This window comes from Pseudomonas sp. nanlin1 (genome assembly GCF_045571515.1).
Classification (GTDB): Bacteria; Pseudomonadota; Gammaproteobacteria; order Pseudomonadales; family Pseudomonadaceae; genus Aquipseudomonas.
Genome location: NZ_CP124218.1, coordinates 3280797 through 3299055, shown reverse-complemented (window position 1 = coordinate 3299055; position 18259 = coordinate 3280797). Strand labels below are relative to the sequence as shown.

Annotated in this window: 18 protein-coding genes, 1 tRNA gene and 2 pseudogenes; 14 read left to right on the top strand and 7 right to left on the bottom strand. The window is 61.0% G+C overall.

Annotation, left to right across the window (positions count from 1 at the left end; genetic code table 11):
* The first annotated feature begins 3 nt into the window (after nucleotides 1-3).
* The 9 genes from QCL65_RS15215 (at nucleotide 4) to QCL65_RS15175 (ending at nucleotide 8381) form a co-directional block, all read left to right on the top strand.
* On the top strand, nucleotides 4-1005 hold the full coding sequence (locus QCL65_RS15215; protein WP_407310014.1) for an ABC transporter substrate-binding protein: 1002 nt from the start codon (nucleotides 4-6) through the stop codon (nucleotides 1003-1005).
* 96 nt (nucleotides 1006-1101) lie between these two features.
* The gene (rutR, locus tag QCL65_RS15210; RefSeq protein WP_407310012.1) at nucleotides 1102-1845 is read left to right on the top strand and encodes an HTH-type transcriptional regulator RutR; all 744 of its coding nucleotides are present in this window, start codon (nucleotides 1102-1104) and stop codon (nucleotides 1843-1845) included.
* Between the two features lie 195 nt (nucleotides 1846-2040).
* Nucleotides 2041-3054, top strand: coding sequence for an isopenicillin N synthase family dioxygenase (locus tag QCL65_RS15205; protein WP_407310010.1), 1014 nt, complete (start codon nucleotides 2041-2043; stop codon nucleotides 3052-3054).
* Nucleotide 3055: 1 nt separating this feature from the next.
* Complete coding sequence (locus QCL65_RS15200; RefSeq protein ID WP_407310008.1) at nucleotides 3056-3442, top strand: glyoxalase; 387 nt, start codon at nucleotides 3056-3058, stop codon at nucleotides 3440-3442.
* Between the two features lie 56 nt (nucleotides 3443-3498).
* Nucleotides 3499-4578, top strand: a complete 1080-nt coding sequence (locus tag QCL65_RS15195; protein ID WP_407316870.1) for a BMP family ABC transporter substrate-binding protein — start codon at nucleotides 3499-3501, stop codon at nucleotides 4576-4578.
* Entirely contained in the window at nucleotides 4575-6089 is a 1515-nt protein-coding gene (locus QCL65_RS15190; protein ID WP_407310006.1) for an ABC transporter ATP-binding protein, read from the top strand. The genes QCL65_RS15195 and QCL65_RS15190 overlap by 4 nt, the downstream gene beginning before the upstream one ends.
* Nucleotides 6082-7191 carry an ABC transporter permease gene (locus QCL65_RS15185; RefSeq protein WP_407310004.1) on the top strand — a complete coding sequence of 370 codons (1110 nt, stop codon included), beginning with the start codon at nucleotides 6082-6084 and terminating at the stop codon, nucleotides 7189-7191. Before QCL65_RS15190 ends, QCL65_RS15185 begins: the two co-directional genes overlap by 8 nt.
* On the top strand, nucleotides 7191-8117 hold the full coding sequence (locus QCL65_RS15180; RefSeq protein ID WP_407310003.1) for an ABC transporter permease: 927 nt from the start codon (nucleotides 7191-7193) through the stop codon (nucleotides 8115-8117). Before QCL65_RS15185 ends, QCL65_RS15180 begins: the two co-directional genes overlap by 1 nt.
* Nucleotides 8118-8307: 190 nt before the next feature.
* Nucleotides 8308-8381 (top strand) — tRNA-Cys (locus tag QCL65_RS15175).
* Nucleotides 8382-8459: 78 nt separating this feature from the next.
* Here the strand turns inward: QCL65_RS15175 and QCL65_RS15170 are convergent.
* Nucleotides 8460-9146: an SOS response-associated peptidase gene (locus tag QCL65_RS15170; protein ID WP_407310001.1), complete on the bottom strand. Its 687-nt coding sequence runs from the start codon at nucleotides 9144-9146 to the stop codon at nucleotides 8460-8462.
* 101 nt (nucleotides 9147-9247) lie between these two features.
* Between QCL65_RS15170 and QCL65_RS15165 the strand changes: the two genes are divergently transcribed.
* Nucleotides 9248-9676, top strand: a complete 429-nt coding sequence (locus QCL65_RS15165; protein ID WP_407309999.1) for a LexA family protein — start codon at nucleotides 9248-9250, stop codon at nucleotides 9674-9676.
* Nucleotides 9663-10943: a translesion error-prone DNA polymerase V subunit UmuC gene (gene umuC / locus QCL65_RS15160; protein WP_407309997.1), complete on the top strand. Its 1281-nt coding sequence runs from the start codon at nucleotides 9663-9665 to the stop codon at nucleotides 10941-10943. The genes QCL65_RS15165 and umuC overlap by 14 nt, the downstream gene beginning before the upstream one ends.
* 373 nt (nucleotides 10944-11316) lie before the next feature.
* Here umuC and QCL65_RS15155 read toward each other — a convergent pair whose 3' ends face one another.
* The 4 genes from QCL65_RS15155 to QCL65_RS15140 are packed head-to-tail and all read right to left on the bottom strand — an operon-like array spanning nucleotide 11317 to nucleotide 13899.
* Nucleotides 11317-12192, bottom strand: coding sequence for an NAD(P)-dependent oxidoreductase (locus QCL65_RS15155; RefSeq protein ID WP_407309995.1), 876 nt, complete (start codon nucleotides 12190-12192; stop codon nucleotides 11317-11319).
* An 11-nt stretch (nucleotides 12193-12203) separates the two neighbouring features.
* The gene (locus tag QCL65_RS15150) at nucleotides 12204-12992 is read right to left on the bottom strand and encodes an MFS transporter (RefSeq protein WP_407309993.1); all 789 of its coding nucleotides are present in this window, start codon (nucleotides 12990-12992) and stop codon (nucleotides 12204-12206) included.
* Nucleotides 12992-13447 carry an MFS transporter gene (locus QCL65_RS15145; RefSeq protein ID WP_407309991.1) on the bottom strand — a complete coding sequence of 152 codons (456 nt, stop codon included), beginning with the start codon at nucleotides 13445-13447 and terminating at the stop codon, nucleotides 12992-12994. The genes QCL65_RS15150 and QCL65_RS15145 overlap by 1 nt, the downstream gene beginning before the upstream one ends.
* Before the next feature lie 35 nt (nucleotides 13448-13482).
* Nucleotides 13483-13899, bottom strand: a complete 417-nt coding sequence (locus tag QCL65_RS15140) for a TetR family transcriptional regulator C-terminal domain-containing protein (protein WP_407309989.1) — start codon at nucleotides 13897-13899, stop codon at nucleotides 13483-13485.
* Between the two features lie 55 nt (nucleotides 13900-13954).
* On the opposite strand from QCL65_RS15140, the pseudogene QCL65_RS15135 reads away from it, so the two are divergent.
* The 3 genes and pseudogenes from QCL65_RS15135 to QCL65_RS15125 form a co-directional block, all read left to right on the top strand.
* Nucleotides 13955-14923, top strand: a pseudogene (locus QCL65_RS15135) (DUF4113 domain-containing protein); the annotation flags it as partial.
* Between the two features lie 227 nt (nucleotides 14924-15150).
* Nucleotides 15151-15417 carry a hypothetical protein gene (locus tag QCL65_RS15130; protein ID WP_407309987.1) on the top strand — a complete coding sequence of 89 codons (267 nt, stop codon included), beginning with the start codon at nucleotides 15151-15153 and terminating at the stop codon, nucleotides 15415-15417.
* Nucleotides 15418-15472: 55 nt separating this feature from the next.
* A complete protein-coding gene (locus tag QCL65_RS15125) occupies nucleotides 15473-16255 on the top strand; it encodes a hypothetical protein (RefSeq protein WP_407309985.1) in 783 nt (260 codons plus the stop codon).
* Between the two features lie 49 nt (nucleotides 16256-16304).
* Here the strand turns inward: QCL65_RS15125 and QCL65_RS15120 are convergent, their stop codons facing one another.
* Both QCL65_RS15120 and QCL65_RS15115 read right to left on the bottom strand, forming a co-directional pair.
* A complete protein-coding gene (locus tag QCL65_RS15120) occupies nucleotides 16305-17072 on the bottom strand; it encodes a methyl-accepting chemotaxis protein (RefSeq protein WP_407316868.1) in 768 nt (255 codons plus the stop codon).
* A gap of 93 nt (nucleotides 17073-17165) precedes the next feature.
* Nucleotides 17166-18248: pseudogene (locus QCL65_RS15115) on the bottom strand (cache domain-containing protein); the annotation flags it as partial.
* Nucleotides 18249-18259 lie beyond the last annotated feature (11 nt).

Genomic DNA, 18259 nt, shown 5'->3' with positions numbered 1-18259 from the left:
CCGATGAAAACCCTCAACCGAATTTCCCTGGCGCTAGGGCTGGTGTCTGCGCTGTTGGGCAGCGCCGCGCAGGCCGAAGGCAAGCTCAGCATCGCCCAGCAATATGGCATTGGCTATTTGATCCTGGATGTCGTGCGCGACCAGAAACTGATCGAAAAACACGGTAAGGCGCAAGGCGTCGACATCGACGTGGAGTGGCGGAGCATTTCCGGTGCCACGGCCATGAACGAAGCGTTGCTGGCGGGCGCCCTGGACGTGGTGTCGGCTGGCGTGCCGCCGATGTTGACGGTGTGGGACCGCACGCGCGGCCGGCAAAATGTCAAAGCCATCGCCTCGCTGGGCTCGATGCCCAACTACTTGCTGAGCAACAACCCGGCGGTAAAGACTCTCAAGGACTTCACCGACAAGGACCGCATCGCCGTGCCGGCCGCCGGCGTCGGCTTCCAGTCGCGCACCCTGCAGATCGAGACGGCCCGTGAGTTTGGCGCCGCCGACTTCAAGCGCTTCGACGCGATTTCCGTCAGCGTGCCGCACCCCGATGCCACCGCCGCGTTGCTGGCCGGGGGCTCTGAAATCAACGCGCATTTCTCCAGCCCGCCGTTCCAGTACCAGGCGCTGGAAAACCCCAAGGTGCATAAAGTGCTGAGCTCCTATGACGTGCTCGGCGGCCCGGCCACCTTTAACGTGTTGTACACCACCGAGAAATTCCACGACGCCAACCCTAAGACCTACAAAGCCTTTTACGACGCGCTGGTCGAAGCCGAGCAGATCATCAAGGCCGACAAGGTCGCCGCGGCCAAGACCTATATCCGCGTCGAGCAGTCGACCTTGAGCGAGGCCTTTGTCGAACGTATCGTGCAAGACCCGGAAATCAACTTCACGGTGGTGCCGCAGCGCACGTTTATCTACGCCGAACAGTTGCACGAACTGGGTGTGCTGAAGAATAAGGCGGGCAGCTGGAAAGACTACTTCTTTGAAGAAGCCCACGGCGGCGACGGCAGCTAAACAACGCAGCGCTGGGCGCGTGTTTGCAAAGGCGTTTCGCAGAATCTCCCGGTACGCGCTACAGTGCCCGCTGTCTAAATGCTTTGGGTCAATGCCGTGAGTGAGGAAACGCCAATACCGCCAGCCGCTGCCAGCCAGCCCAGCCGCGCCAAGCCAAAGGTAGCTGCCGCCAAGGGCGTGCAGGCTGCTGTGAAAAAACCCCGCAAGCCCAGCGCCTCCACCGTGAGCCGGCGAACCCGGCTCACGGAAAGCAAACGCACGGCCATTCTCGATGCCGCTCTGGAGATCTTCTCCCGCTTTGGCCTGCACGGCACCAGTTTGGACCAGGTCGCCAGCTTGGCCGATGTGTCCAAGACCAACCTGCTGTACTACTTCAGCAGCAAGGAAGAGCTGTACATCAGCGTACTTCGCCAGTTATTGGACGTTTGGTTGCGCCCGCTGCTGGGCTTTAGTGTCGACCAGGAACCGCTGCAGGCCATCGCCGATTACATCCGCATCAAGCTCGAATTGTCCCGCGACCACCCAGCGGAATCGCGGTTGTTCTGCCTGGAGATTATCCAGGGCGCGCCGCTGCTGCTGGGGGAGTTGCAGCAGCCGTTGCGCACGCTGGTGCAAACCAAAGTGCAGGTGATTCAGGCGTGGATTGACAGTGGCAAGCTGGCCCCGGTCGAGCCCCATCATCTGATCTTCTCGTTGTGGGCCACCACCCAGCACTACGCCGACTTCCGTGCGCAAATCGACGCGGTCACTGGGCGCACCCTCGACGATCCGCTGTTTTTCGAGGAAGTGCTGCAGAACCTGCAGGCACTGGTGCTCAACGGAGTACGCCCGCGGCTGTGAATTTGCGCAGTTGTTGCGCATGTTCTGCCGGCATGCACTCAAACCAAGCGCTCTGTTTCAGACCATTTGATCTGATCTAGCCGGGCGCGCCTTCCCAGGCCTCGTATTTCCAGGCCTGTAGGCGCCTGGCACAGTTTCTGCTTTTCTCTCGCTGCCCACCGTCCACGGTGCCACGCCGCGAGAGGAATCAGCCGCATGACTCTGCAATCTGTGCCCATCATTGACCTATCGCCTTATTTTCGCGGTACATCCGACGGCAAGGCGGCCGTGGCACAAGCGGTTAACCAGGCCTGCAGGGACATCGGTTTTCTGGTGATCACCGAGCACCAGATTCCCGCCGAGTTGATCGAGCGCGTCGCAGGCCTGACTCGGCAGTTCTTCGACCTGCCCCTGGCCGAGAAACGCAAAGTCGACCGACCCAGCCCGGAGATGGTTCGCGGCTACAGCGCGGTAGCCGAAGAAAGCTTGTCGTACTCCCTGGAAGAGCAAGCGCCGGGCGATCTCAAAGAGTCCTTTTCCATCGGCCCGATTGTGGTGCCTGCCGCAGACTACTACCACTGCGCCGCGGCAGGGCCACACTTCGCGCCCAATGTGTGGCCGCCAGAGGCGCTGCTGCCCGGCTTTCAAGCGGCCTACGCAGACTACTTCGCCGCCATGAGTGACCTGGCACAGTCGCTGATGCGCTTGTTTGCCCTGGCGTTGGGCCTCGAAGAGCGTTTCTTCGACGACAAGATCGACCGCCATATCAGCATGTTCCGGACCCTCAGCTACCCCGATATCAAGGCGCCGGTGGAAGCCGGCCAACTGCGCGCCAGCGCCCACACCGACTACGGCAGCCTGACCATCGTACGCCCCGACAGCGCCTTGGGTGGCTTGCAGGTGCGCAACCGCCAAGGGCAGTGGGTGGACGTGCCCTATGTAGAAAACGGCTTTGTGGTGAACATCGGCGACCTGATGATGCAATGGACCAACGACCAGTGGATTTCCACCCTGCACCGGGTGGTCAACCCACCGGCGGCCAGTGACCAGGACAACCGCCGCCAGTCCCTGGTTTTTTTTCATCAGCCCAACTACGACACCCTGATCGAGTGCTTGCCCGGTTGCCTACCTGCCGGGGCAGCGCCGCGTCACGCCGCAGTCACTTCCGGGGACCATTTACTGTCCAAGTTCGTCAAGCAGACGACCTTTGGCGGCACCAAGGGGGCTTGAGATGAACCAGTTGTCTTACGTCAATGTGTTCGCTCAGGACATCGTCGCCCTCAGCGATTTTTACGCTCGGCTGTTTGGTTTCAGCGAAATCGCTGCGATCCGCTCGCCGATTTTTCGCGGGCTGGATACCGGTAAATCGTGCATCGGTTTCAATGCCCCCGAAGCCTACCAATTGCTCGGGCTGGGCGAGTTCGCCAACGCCACGGGCTGCAAATTTCTCCTCAATATCGACGTGCCGGCGCAAACCGAGGTTGACCGCCTGGTGCCGCTGGCGGTGGAGCAGGGCGCACGCCTGATCAAAGCGCCGTACCTGACCTATTACAACTGGTATCAGGCGGTGCTCCTGGACCCGGAACAGAACGTTTTTCGCATCAACTTCATGCTCTGACTTGCCCTTCCGTTCGCCGCTGGCTTTTGATCAGGAATCTAAAAATGCTCAACCGAATGCTCAAGCTGACCGTCTATACCTTGATAGGCCTGGGGGTTTCCTGTGGGGCTCACGCCGAAGGCCTGACCCTGGAAAAACCGGCGAAAATTGCCATGGTGTATATCAGCCCACGCAACGACGGCGGCTGGACCCAGGCCTTCGAAGAAGCCCGGGTGAAGTTGGAAAAAAGCCTCGACACCAAGATCCAGTACGTCGAAAGCGTGCCGGAAAATGCCGCGTCCATCACCCCCGTGGTCGACCGCCTTATCGCCCGTGGGGCCAATGTGATCATCGGCACGGCGTTCGGCTACTCCGACACCTTTCTCGAACTGGCGAAGAAATACCCCAAAGTGGCGTTTCTGAACGGCTCGGGCACCACCAATGCACCTAACCTGGAATCCTTCTACGGGCGCACCTATGAAAGCCAGTACCTGTGCGGCATGGCTGCCGGGGCGGCGTCCAAATCCGGCAAACTGGGCTTCGTCGCGGCCAACCCGTTTGGCCAAGTCAACTGGACGGTCAACGCCTTCGAACTCGGTGCCCAGCAAATCAACCCCAAGGCCACGGTCAACGTGATCTACACCGGGGCCTGGAACGACCCGGTGAAAGAGCGCGCGGCCACCATGGCCTTGATCGACAGCGGCGCCGATGTGATCGGCCAGCACGTCGACACCCCCACCCCGCAAATCGTCGCCCAGGAGCGCGGCGTGTTGGGCACCGGCCATCACCGCAACCTGCATGAGTTCGCACCCAAGGCTACGGTTTGCTCGTCGGTGTGGGTGTGGGACCGTTTCCTCGATGTTGAGCTGAAGAAAGTCATGGCCGGTAACTGGGTGCCTGCCGCCAACGGTGCGTTGTTGTCGATGCAGCAGGGCGGTACCGACATTACCCTAACGGCCGGGGACAAAATCAGCGCAGCCGATACGCAGAAGATCAACGCCGTTCGCGAGGCGCTGCTCAAAGGCGAGAAAATCATTTACAGCGGGCCGATCACCGACCGCGACGGCAAAGAGCGCGTCGCCGCCGGCGAGAGCTTGTCCGACCCCGAGCTGTGGAAAATGGACTGGTTCGTCAAAGGTGTGACCAGCCAACAATGAGCCAGGCCAATGCGCTGCAACTGACCGCCATCAGCAAGTCCTTTGACGGCTTCAAGGCCCTCACCGATGCCGACTTCACTGCCCGCTGGGGCGAGGTGCACGCGCTGCTTGGCGAAAATGGCGCGGGTAAGTCGTCCTTGATGAATATCGCCGCCGGCTTGTATGCGCCGGAGAGCGGCGGCCTGCTGATCGATGACAACCCCGTGCGCCTCGGCGGGCCTCGGGATGCCAGCCGCCACCGGATCGGCATGGTGCACCAGCATTTCAAGCTGGTGCGGCCGTTCACCGTGGCCCAGAACATTCTGCTCGGCCTCAACCAGCGCGATGCCCAGGGCAGCTACTCGCGGCGCTTGCAGGCGCTGGAGGAGCGTATTCGGGCCAAGGTCGCTGAGCTTGGGTTTTCCATCGATCCGCAACGCCGGGTCGAAGACCTGTCGATCGCCGAACAGCAACAGGTGGAGATCCTCAAAGTGTTGCTGGCCGGGGCACGCATCCTCATCCTCGACGAGCCGACCGCCGTGCTCACCGACCTGGAAGCGGAGCGCTTGTTGCTCACCGTGCAGGCGTTCGCGCGGCAAGGCGCCGCCGTGATCTTGGTGACCCATAAGATGGCGGACGTGGCGCGTTATGCCGACCGCGTTACGGTGATGCGCGCCGGGCGTACCGTGGCGGTGCTGGACCCTAAGGCGGTCTCGGTAGAGGAATTGGTGCGCCTGACCGTGGGCGAGTCGCTGCCTCCCGGCGAGCACCCCCCCGCCAGCCCTGGCGAGGCGCGGCTGGTATTGCGTGACGTACGTTCGCCCGGCGGCCAGGGCCCCTTGCGGGGGGTCGACCTGACCCTGCACGCAGGGCAGATCTACGGCATCGCCGGTGTCGGCGGCAACGGCCAGAGTGAGTTGGCGAATGCCCTGATGGGCTTGCCCCAGGCCATCGAAGGGGAAATCCACCTGGCCGCTTTCGGCGACCTGCGCGGTGCGTCCGCCGAGGTCCGGCGCACCTTGCGCATTGCTTCGATCCCGGCCGACCGCTACGGCGCTGCCTTGGCCGGGGCCTTGTCGATCGCCGAGAACTTCGCGGTAGGGCAGATTCACAGCGGTCGCTACGGCTCGTTCTTCCGTTTGCGCCAGCAGCGCCTGGAGCAAGACGCCGCAGAGGCGGTGCACGCTTTCGATGTGCAAGGGGTGCGCTCGTTGCAGCAGAAGGCGGCGTTGTTGTCGGGGGGCAATGCGCAAAAACTGGTGATTGCCCGGGAATTCAGCCGCGACCCGCAGCTGGTGTTAGTGCACAGCCCCAGCCGTGGCCTCGACGCCCGCGCCACTCAGGCCGTGCACGGGCGCCTGCGGGCGGCCCGCGATGCTGGTGCAGCGGTGCTGGTGATCAGTGAAGACCTCGATGAAGTGCTGGCGCTGGCCGACCGCATCGGCGTAATGAACAACGGGCGGATCGTCGCCGAATTTGCCCACCCGGCCGACCGCCAAGCGATCGGCAAAGCCATGGTGAGTCATGACTGACCTCGCGCAACCGCTACCACGGCCACGCCAAGCCCTATTGGCGCGCCGTTATACCCTGGAGATCCGCCAGCAACTGGCATGGCCTTGGCAGGCTTTGATCATCGCTTTGGCGTTGGTGGCCGGCCTGGCCATTTCCGCGGCGATCTTGATCGCTGCCGGGGTGCCTGCCGCTGAGTTGCTCAACGAGTTCGTCGTGCTCACCGTACTCGACCCGCAGAACTTCAAGGCGGTGCTGTTTCAGGCCGCGCCCATGATCATGGTGGGCCTGGCCGGCTGCCTGGCGTTTCGTGCGCGCTTCTGGAACCTGGGCCTGGAAGGCCAGATGATTTGGGGGGCCATTGGCGCCACGGCGGTGTCGCTGTTCGACATCGGCCCGACCGCCTTGCGCTTGCCCCTGATGTTCAGCGCGGCGCTGGCCTGCGGCGTGCTCTGGACCCTGGCGCCCTTGCTGTTGAAGCTACGGCTGAAGGTCAACGAAATCATCTCGACGCTGATGCTCAACTACATCGCCGCCAACTTTCTTCTGCATCTGGTCTACGGCAGCTGGAAAGACCCGCGCGACAATTTCCCTTACTCGCCGCCATTTCGCGCCTTCGAGCGCCTGCCGGAGCTGTTCGGCGGCTACAGCGCGGCGATGCTCTTGTCGCTGCTGATGATGCTGTTGGTACTGTGGTTCGTCGGCGTATCCCGCGCGGGCCTGTACCTGCGCTTCGTCGACGCCAACCCACGGGTGGCGGGCGCCGTGGGGGTGCCAGTGGGCAAGGTCATCGTCGGCACGGTGCTGCTCTCCGGTGCCCTGGCTGGCATCGCCGGGTTTATGGTCACCGCCGGCCAGGAAGGGCGCCTGACCCAGTCGTTCTACCAAGGCTATGGCTTCTCCGGCATCTTGATTGCCTTCCTGGCGCGTAACAATCCAGTGGCTTGTATGGTCGTCGCCTTGCTGGTCGCGATGCTGTTCGTCGCCGGGCGCAGTTTGCAGGTGTTCTACCAGATACCGTTTTCCATGGTGCAGCTGGTTCAGGCGATCATCGTGATCTGCGTGGCCTCTTCAGACTTTTTCATCCGTCATCGCCTGCGGCGTATTCAGAGTGGGGTGCAGTGATGGACTTGATTGCCAACTGGCTGGGCAATTCACCCGACTTCGCCGTACCGTTCGCCCTGGCCGCGCTGGGCCTGATCCTGACCGAGCGGGCAGGGGTGCTGGCGTTGGGCGCCGAAGGCTTGATGCTGGTCGGCGCCCTGGCCGGCATTGGCGCCCAACTGGCCTACCACACGCCGATGATTTCTTTGTTCATGGCCATGCTTGCCGCCAGCCTGGTGTCGTTGCTGTTCGCCCTGATGGTCATTGTGCTGCGCATCAACCAAGTGATCGCCGGCCTCACCCTGGTGTTTTTCTGCCAGGGCCTGACCGGCTTGTGTGGCACCTTGCTGGGCTGGACCAACCAGCCCGTCACCGGCCTCGGCGCCGTTAGCCTGTGGCCCCTGGCCGAACTGCCGCTGGTGGGCAAGCTGTTTATGCAAAACCCGCTGGTGTTCATGACCCCGCTGATCTTTCTGGGCGTCACGGCGTTGCTCCAACGCAGCGAAACCGGCCTGCGCCTGCGCGCCGTCGGGGAAAACCCACAAGCGGCCGACGCCGCTGGCATTTCGGTGCTGGGCTACCGCCTGGCCGCGATCATGGCCGGTGCCGCGCTGATCGGCCTGGCGGGCGGCTACATCTCGGTGCTCAGCACCAAAATGTGGATCGCCGACATGACCGGCGGCCGCGGCTGGATCGCCGTCGCCCTGGTCATCTTCGCCCGCTGGTCACCCTGGCGCGCCCTGGCCGGGGCGCTGCTGTTCGGCTGCATCGAAGCCCTGATCCCGCAACTGGCCGCCACCGGCGTACGCTTGCCGCAATACTTCGTGCAAATGACACCCTATGCCGTCACCCTGCTGGTGATGGTCTGGGTTGCCCTGGGCAAACGCGAATCCGCCAGCCAACCCGGCGCCCTCGGCGAACCCTACATCCGTGAGGAACGCCGCTAGGGCCGCCACGCTAATAATATGGAAATTAGCGGTTGCAAGCGGGGGAGGGTTAGTCCATAATCTCGTCCATCTTCTGAAGGCGGAATCAAAAACTTCAGCAAGATCAATGGGATAGCGTGAAGTAAAGCGCTAAGCTCCCATAACAGTTAAACAACGTGGTGTGGGCTTCTGAAGCCACAATGCGTTTTGAGGCCGAGTAGCAAAATGGTTATGCAGCGGATTGCAAATCCGCCTACGCCGGTTCGATTCCGACCTCGGCCTCCACTATTGAAAACCCCGTAGATTAACGTCTGCGGGGCTTTTTTGTTGGGCGTTAGAAACGCCTGGCTTGGTATTAGCCTCTCATGTTCGCGCCAACAGCCCCTCGCCCTGATTACGCACATTGCCCACCGCCTGGCCCACCTCGAACCATTCGAAGTCCGCCACCGGGCGGCAACCTTGCCTGACCAACAGTTGCGCATCCGCCTCGCTGAGCGACCCCTCCAGCCACGCGCGGGCGTCTTCAGGGCGCAACACCACTGGCCGGCGGTCATGAATGTCGACCATGCCTTCGTCGCTGGCATCGGTGATGATCACAAAACCATCCCCTTCATGGGGCTCCAGGCCCGGGTGCACCTGGCCAAGCCCGGCGAAGAACATCGGCGCCTGGCTTTTCAGGCGAATGTAATACGGCTGTTTTTTCTTCGGGTCGTCGGCGCTCTTGACCCACTCGAACCAGCCATTGGCGGGCACCAGCAGGCGGCCTTGGGGCCATAGTTGTTTGAAGAACTTGCTGCTGGCAACGGTTTCGCCGCGTGCGTTGATCGGGTCAGGCCGTTTGCCCTTGGCCCACGGGGGCGCCCAGCCCCAGCGCAGGCTGTCGATGTGCAAGCCGTCGTCACGGGTGTGCAGCACCGGCACCCGGGTGGTCGGGGCGATGTTGTAGCGCTCGATGGGGTGGGGGTCCACATAACTGATGATGTGCTGCTCTGGCGCTAACTCGCGCAGATAGTGGTCCATTGATTCATACAGCGAATACCGTCCGCACATAGGTGCCTTCCTCCCGTCGCATTTCCCACGCGGCCGATTGACCAAAGCGTTGGATCCTAACTACTGTACGCATATACAGCTTTATTTCATAGGCGATTCTAATGCTAACGATACTCGGCCCATTGGCAGGCGAGGGGGCTCAACTCCCGCTCTATTCATTTCGCGTACCGGCGGGGTTTCCGTCGCCTGCGGCCGACCATATCGAACGGCGAATCTCCCTGGATGAACTGTTAGACATCCGCGCACCGCATATGTACCTAGTGCGTATCGAAGGCGACAGCATGCAGGGCGCCGGTATCTTCTGCGGCGACCTGGTGGCGGTCGACCGCTCCATCGAAGCTGAGCATGGCCATATCGTCATTGCGGCGGTTAACGCCGAGCCCGTATGCAAGCGCCTGCATAAGCGTGGCAACGAAGTGATCCTGCAATCGGCTAACCGCAACTTTGCGCCGCGCTACATTATGGAAGGTGATGAGCTGATCATTTGGGGTGTGGTCACCTTCAGCGTACGTGCCCATGAAAAAGCCTGAACCCGCTTTTGCCCTGATCGATTGCAATAGCTTTTATGCGTCTTGCGAGCGGGTGTTTCGTCCGGATTTGTTAAAGACGCCCATTGTCGTGCTGAGTAATAACGACGGCTGTGTGATTGCCCGTTCGGCCGACGCTAAACCCTTTGTGAAAATGGCCGAGCCTTACTTTCAGATCAAAGACAAACTGCGCCAGCACGGCATCGTTGCGTTTTCCTCCAACTACGCGCTGTACGGTGATATCAGCGACCGGGTGATGAGTGTGATCGAGTCCCTGGTGCCCGCCGTCGAGGTTTACAGCATTGACGAGGCTTTCGCCGACCTCACCGGCATGCCCCAGGACCTAGAAGCCCTCGGCCGGCAGATCCGCGCCAAGGTGCATCGCTGTACCGGCATCCCCGTGGGCGTCGGCATCGCCGGTACCAAGACCCTGGCCAAGCTGGCCAACCACGCGGCCAAGAAGTGGCAGGCGCAGTTGGGCGGCGTGCTCGATCTGCGCGACCCTCGGCGGCGTGATCGCTTATTGAAGATCACCGATGTGAGCGACGTCTGGGGCATCGGCAAGCGCATGACCAGTCACCTCCAGGGCATGGGCATCAACAAGGCCTGGGACCTGGCCGCAGCCGACCCAAGGCTACTGCGCAAAAAATTCAGCGTGGTGGTGGAAAAAACCGCCCGAGAACTGGCGGGCACCCCGTGCCTGGAACTGGACGAACCCGACCCGGCCAAGCAGGAGATCTGCTGCAGCCGCATGTTCGGCCGCCGGCTCGATACCTTGCCGCCGATCCGCGAGGCGGTGGTCACCTACATGATGCGGGCGTCGGAAAAGCTCCGGGCGCAGAGCTCGCTGTGCCGCAAGATCAGAGTGAGCATCCGCACCGGCATGTTCAACCCCGAGGAGGCCAAGTACGCCAATGGCGTCATTGTGGCATTGCCATACCCCACGGACGATGTTCGGCTGCTGACTAAGGCCGCGGTGCAGGGGCTGGGTCATGTGTTTCGCGAGGGGTTCAAGTACAGCAAGGCCGAGGTGCTGCTGCTCGATCTCTGCCAGCGGGGTGAGTACACCGATGACCTGTTCGCCGCATCCCAACCGGCCGCGGCGGAGCGGGTGATGGGCGTGCTGGACGCGATTAATGAGCGTTGGGGGAGGGGGACGTTGCGCACGGGCAGCGTGCCGACTGCGCCCGATTGGGGGATGCGGCGGGAGATGATGAGTCAGAGTTTTACGACTCGGCTTGATCAGCTTTGGACGGTGTCGAGTGGTTAGCGATGGCGGCGCGGCTGAAACCGGCCGCTTTGCGGCCTATCGGGGGCAAGACCCCCTCCTACGGTTGGCGGCACACCGAATGTTGAATATGCCGCCGACCGTAGGAGGGGGTCTTGCCCCCGTTCTTTTGATCTTCGCATTTTCACAAATTATCGTAAGAAGCATTTTGAAAATGGATGACTGTGACCACCCTCCTAGCCCACGAAAAGCCCGGGTAACGCTGACGAATTGCTGTCTATCTCGGCAGGCCTTGCCGCATCCTTATCCCGGACTTTTTCAAAAGGCGATACTTGGCTCTTGTTATATCGACCGCCCACCGTGCGCGGTCGATATAACAGAGGCTGAAAATAGGAATCCGTAAAAAGAATCGTGTTTAGTCGATGTTGCCGCGACGCGCTGCAGCTTTGCCGAGCGCGGCCCAATCCAGCAGGCCATCGCCTTGTGCAATAGCTTCAAGATGGCAGTCACGCAGTGTGCTTCCGAGGGGGAGTGACAGGTGTTGCGCTTCCCCGGCTTCCAACGCGAGCCGGACATCCTTGAGGCCCAGCGATAGCTTGAACCCGGCCGGCGAGTAGCGCTCCTGGGCGATCATCGTGCCGTAGCCTTTGTAGACGGGAGACGGGTAGAGCGTCTGAGTGAGCAGGTCGATGAACGCTTGGGATTCAATGCCGTAGGCGCGCACGAGTGCCGAGGTTTCGGCCATGGTTTCGATCGCGCAAGCAATCGAGAAATTGGCGGCGATCTTTACCACGTTGGCTTGCGCGGGCTCTTCGCCATAGTGCCAGGTTTTCTGGCCCATGAGGTCCAGCAGGGGCTGAATACGTTCCAGATCCTGCCCTTTGCCGGCGGCGAGAATGTTGAGGTTGCCGGCAGCGGCGACGTCAATGCGCCCCAGCACGGGGGCTGCGATATATCCCACGCCGCGGGCGGCATGCAGCTGTGTCAGTTTTTTAGCCATGGCAACGGAGACGGTCGCCATGTTGACGTGGATCGAGCCCTGGGGCATTTGGTCGAGCACGCCACTTGCGATGAATACATCGCTGACGGCCTGATCATCGGCCAGCATGGAAAAGAGGACGTCGACCTTGGCCGCTTGGGCAGCGCTGGCAACGGCGGTGGCGCCGGCGCCAACCAGCTTTTCGGTGTTCGCCCCATTGCGGCTCCAGACCAACAGCGGCAGTTGGGCCTTGAGCAGGTTGGTGGCCATGGGCATACCCATGGCGCCGAGGCCGATAAATCCGATAGTCATGAGGTGCTTCCTTATCGTTGTGGGGAGGTTGAGGGAGGCGTCGTATCGCTAGGTTGAGTGTCAAAGAGCGAATAGAGCATGGCGACGCCTGGCAAGGCTGCCGCGGACAGCGCCGCCACCTGCCAGCCGTAATGGTTGTAGAGCCAGGCACCGCCCGCGGAGCCGAGCGCGCCGCCGGCAAAGAAAATCGACATATACAGACCGTTCAGGCGGCTGCGCAAAGCGGCGTCCAGGCTGAACAGCGCGCGCTGGCCAAGTACCAGGTTTGCCGCCACGCAGAAATCCAGAAAGATGGCGACGCCGCCTAGCAGCGCTAACTCAAGGCGTTGGTTGGCGAAGGTGAAACTACCCAGTACGAGTACTCCGGCCGCGATGGCCAGAACAGCAGCGGTCACCGGACGCGACAGCCCCTGGTCGGCAAGCCTGCCGGCAATTGGCGCCGACACGACCCCGGACACGCCGACCAGCGCGAACAGAGCTATATCGGCCTGGTCCAATGCCAGCGGGGCGCTGGCCAGTAGCAGGGGTGTCGTGGTCCAGAAGAAGCTGAAGGCTGCAAACATACAGGCGTGATAAACCGCTTTGCGCTGCAACACCCGGTTATGGCGCAACAGCAACGCCATCGAGTGGAACAAGGCGGCGGCGCAAAGCCCGGGTTCCGGCAGCCGTCTGGGCAGGACAAGGTTCAGCATCACCACCAGCCCGACCATCAGCAGGCTGGACAAGCGAAACACCATTTCCCAAGACGTCGCATAGGCGATGAGGCTGGCGACCGGGCGCGCCAGCATGATGCCCAGCATCAAACCGCCATCACGTTGCCCACCACCCGCCCCCTGTGGGAGGGCGCGGCTAGGTGGGAGGCATAGGGCACCAGTATCTGCACCGTGACCGAGCCCAGTCCTACCAGGAAGGCGCAGAGCAACAGCATCGTGGCACAGCCTGCCAGGCTCATCATCAGCAATGCCAGGGCGCCCATCGCCAGCACCGTGCTTGCCAGCTTGCGGCTTTCCACCAAGTCGCCCAACGGAACGATCAACAACAGCCCCAGACCGTACCCCAGCTGCGTGAGGGTCACGATCAGGCCGGTCGCTTGCGCTGATAGACCAGCCGAGGCTGAAATCAGCGCTGCCAGGGGTTGGGCGTAATAAATGTTCGCGGCGATTAGCCCGCAGGCCATAGCCAGGAACGCTGACAGCGCCGAGGGCAAGCGAGGTATTGATTCGGACCGAGTATTCAGGGGGGCAGAATTTCGCATTTTAGGAAACATTCATGTCCAAATTGGAGAAAAATTTAATCTAGCAGGCGCATGGCAGTTTTGACGACACCCGTCATATCCGTATTCTCATGACGAGATTTACCCAGCACGCGCAGCCCTTGAAAAAGCGCGAGCATCAGCTGCGCCGTGGCACCAGCGTCTATATCAGCGCCGATTTTACCTTGCTCCTGGCCCAGCCTGATGAGGTCGGCAAGCCGTCTTTCATTGCGGTCCAGGGCGTTGCCGACTTTGAACTTGATCTCGCTGTCGTGGGTGGCTAACTCAATGGCAGTGCCGACGACCATGCAGCCCAGGCGACCCTCTTCGAGATGAGATGACTCAATATAAAACTCCAAAAGCACCCGGAGCTGCTCGCGGGGCGATTGATGTTCGCGCAGTAATAGGCGGATCTTGTCGTTGCGCACATTGAGGACGTCGGCGATCAGAGGCAAATGCAGACCGTGACTGGCACTGAGGCTATGTCCATAGTTAACAATCTTTCCTTTGGTTGACGAAACGTTCGCTGACCTCACCGGCATGCCCCAGGACCTAGAAGCCCTCGGCCGGCAGATCCGCGCCAAGGTGCATCGCTGTACCGGCATCCCCGTGGGCGTCGGCATCGCCGGTACCAAGACCCTGGCCAAGCTGGCCAACCACGCGGCCAAGAAGTGGCAGGCGCAGTTGGGCGGCGTGCTCGATCTGCGCGACCCTCGGCGGCGTGATCGCTTATTGAAGATCACCGATGTGAGCGACGTCTGGGGCATCGGCAAGCGCATGACCAGTCACCTCCAGGGCATGGGCATCAACAAGGCCTGGGACCTGGCCGCAGCCGACCCAAGGCTACTGCGCAAAAAATTCAGCGTGGTGGTGGAAAAAACCGCCCGAGAACTGGCGGGCACCCCGTGCCTGGAACTGGACGAACCCGACCCAGCCAAGCAGGAGATCTGCTGCAGCCGCATGTTCGGGCGCAGGCTCGATACCTTGCCGCCGATCCGCGAGGCGGTGGCCACCTACATGATGCGGGCGTCGGAAAAGCTCCGGGCGCAGGGCTCGCTGTGCCGCAAGATCAGGGTGAGCATCCGCACCGGCATGTTCAACCCCGAGGAGGCCAAGTACGCCAATGGCGTCGTTGTGGCCTTACCATACCCCACGGACGATGTTCGGCTGCTGACTAAGGCCGCGGTGCAGGGGCTGGATCACGTGTTTCGCGAGGGGTTCAAGTACAGCAAGGCCGAGGTGCTGCTGCTCGATCTCTGCCAGCGGGGTGAGTATACCGATGACCTGTTCGCTGCATCCCAGCCCGTGGCGGCGGAGCGGGTGATGGGCGTGCTGGACGCGATTAATGGACGTTGGGGGAGGGGGACGTTGCGCACGGGCAGCGTGCCGACTGCGCCCGATTGGGGGATGCGGCGGGAGATGATGAGTCAGAGTTTTACGACTCGGCTTGATCAGCTTTGGACGGTGTCGAGTGGTTAGCGATGGCGGCGCGGCTGAAACCGGCCGCTGTGCGGCCTATCGGGGGCAAGACCCCCTCCTACGGTTGGCGGCACACCGAATGTCGAATATGCTGCCGCCCCCGATCTTTTGACCTTCACATTGAACACCGCGAAAAGTATTTTGAACCGCTTTTCACCACGCTCACCTAATGATTAGCGTGTGGGGAATCCCACAGGCACTGTGCCAATATCGGCATACTTTGAGAGGTGGTCAACGTGGCTAAAGACGAGAAGAAAAGCAAAAGTGAAGCTTCGAAAGCCAGCAAGGACTTGAAAGACAAAAAGGCTTCACCAGCGAAAAAATCAGCTGCAGCCTCGGCGCTTTCGAAATCCTCCGACAAGCCTGAAAAGAAAGAAAAGAAAAAAGACGTTGAACCGAAGAAGTCGGTAAAAAAGGCAGACAGCAAGCCAGAAAAGGCTAAGAAATCCGAGAAAGCCGAAAAGACTGAAAAGCCTGCGAAAAAGAAAAAGTGACAACTGCTAGTAGCTAGGGCTACATGCCCTAGCTTCCTTATCAACGACACTGCCCATGACCGCTTTTTACCTCAAGTTACTCATCACCCCTCTGCTTATGCTATCCATCTCTCTAGCGGCTAGACGCTGGGGTACGCACCTCGCTGGGCTGCTGTCTGGGCTGCCGGTGACGTCGGCGTTGGTGATGCTGTTTCTGAGCCTTGAGCAAGGCCCCGAATTCGCCTCGCAAGCGGTGCCAGGGGCATTGGCTGGGGTGGCGGCGATTCAGGCGACCTATCTTTTTTACTTCATAACGACGCGGCGCCTGCCGATTTTGGCTGGGTGCGTGACGGCGTTGGCATTTTATTTGGCCATGGCCTTTTGCATGAACCTGGCGGGATCGCTGGTGGTTTCTATCGCGGTGACTTTTTGCCTCGTGGTAGGGATTATCCGCGTGACCGCGAATGGGGGTGGCAGCACCCCAGCGGGCTATGTGGCGCTGCCGCGTTGGGTCATCCCGATGCGCATGCTGAGTGCGACCTTGTTGCTGCTGCTGATTACCGCAAGCGCCGAGTGGTTGGGGCCGGTGGCCAGTGGGTTTTTGGCGCCGATACCGGTGATTGCCTGGCCTTTGGCAGTGTTTGCTCACGTGCAAGGCGGCCGCTATGAACTTGCTGCGATCGTGCGCGGTAATGGGATTGGCGCCGTTGGTGTGATCGGTTTTTACCTCGCCGTGGACCGGTTGGTGCTGCCGTGGGGCATTTACAGCGCGGTGGCGATAGGTGTGCTGTTGGCCGTGGTGATTACGGCCTGGCTTGCGCGGGTAGTGAATAGGCGAGCAAAGGGCATAGCTAAGTAAAAAAGGCTCCTCGATGGAGGAGCCTTTGGGTATTGCTATAACGGCTTACTCAGCACTTAAAGCGTCCGACCAACCCTTTGAGTTGCCCCGAGATATCCACCAAACGCCCTGAGCCAGCCTGCGCCGAATGGGCATATTGCTCGACCAGTTGGGCATCGGCGTGAATCTGCGCGATGTGCCGGTTGATGTCCTCCGCAACGTGATGTTGTTCTTCGGCGGCGGTAGCGATCTGGGTGTTTTGGTCGCGGATCGAATCCACCGAGGTGCGGATTTTGTCGAAGCTGTCCCGCGCTTGCTGAATGCATTCGACGCTGTTCTGGGAAACCTGCAGGCTGCCTTGCATCTGCTGGGTGACCTCTTGGGTGCGCCGCGCCAGGTTGCCCAATAGCCCATCGATTTCGCCTGTCGAGTCGGCGGTGCGTCGCGCCAGCGCACGCACTTCGTCGGCGACCACGGCGAACCCGCGGCCCTGATCGCCGGCACGGGCGGCCTCGATGGCGGCGTTGAGGGCCAGCAGGTTGGTCTGTTCGGCGATCGAGCGAATGGTGTCGAGGATGCTGTTGATGTTCTTGCTGTCCTGTTCGAGCATCTGCATGGTCTGGGTCGACTGCTGTAGATCTTTGCTCAATTTAAGCACGCTGCCGGTGGCCTCGCTGATGTGTTGCTGGCCGTCGTGCACATCGCGGTAGCCATCATCGGCGCTGGACGCCGCCTGGCTGCACGAGCGCGCCACTTCGTTAGCCGTGGCGACCATTTCATTGAATGCGGTGCTGACCAGCTCTACCGCTTCGCGCTGCCGCCCAGCGACTTCATCCATATTGCGTGCGACCTGGCTGGTGTCGGCGGCCGCCACTTGCAGCTCGGAAGAAGCGCTGCCAATACGCTGCACCAACTGGGAGATCATGCCGAGGAACTGGTTGAACCAGCCGGCCAGTGTCGCCGTTTCGTCCTTGCCGTGCACCGTGAGCTGGCGCGTCAGGTCGCCTTCGCCCTCGGCGATCTTCTGCAAGCCATCGGCGACGCCGCGAATCGGTCGCACAATGACCCCGGCAAAACTTGCCCCGACGATGGCGAAAATGATCGCCAGTGCCGCTGCAATCGCGCCGATCAGCCAAGTCAGATTAGCCGCCTTGGCCATGACTTCGTCCCGCTCAATCAGGCCGATAAAACGCCAGCCCAGGCCTTGTGAGCTGACGATGTTGACCATGTAAGTCTTGTCATTGATCTCGATCTGAGTCGGGCCGTCGCCTTGCTTGGCCAGCTCGGCATAGTTAGCGCCGAGGTCCGCCAGCGGCTTGAAGTTATGGCTGGCATCGCTGGGGTCGACCAGTACGTTGCCGTTAGCTTCCACCAGCATCAGGTAGCCGCTATTGCCTAGCTTGATGCGCTTTACCAGTTCGGTCAGTTGCTTGAGCGACACGTCCAGGCCTACCACGCCCAGTAGCTTGCCCGCGGCATCGGTAACGGTGCGCACGGTGCCGATCAGCGATACATCATCGGGTGCCCAGTAGTAAGCGCCCGTGCGCACCGTAGTGCCGGGCGCCGCTATCGCAGCTTTATACCAAGGCCGTTGGCGGGGGTCGTAGTTGTTGAGTTTGGGGTCGTCAGGCCAACTGGCATAACCGCCATCGCTCGTACCCAAAGAGAGGTACGCGGTGCTGGGGTGGCTCTTAGCAAAGCCGTCAAAAATATCCAGGAGTTCACGGTTGCTGGCGGTCAGCGGAATTTGCGCCGCGTCCGCGCCCGCGTAATTTTTCAAGTCTTTGGTGGCGATAATTCGGGGGTCTTTGGCGATGTATTCAACGTTCTGGCTGATACCGTCGAAAAACTGTTTCATGCCGTTGTCGATCTGGCGAATTTCTCTGGCGCTGCTATCGACGAAGTCAGCTTCGGCGCCTTCTCGTACGTTGAAGACAACGAGCACTGCTACCACAATCACCGGGAGAGAGGCGATAACTGCAAACGCCCAGGTCAGTTTCTGTCTGATATTCATTGAGAGCCCAC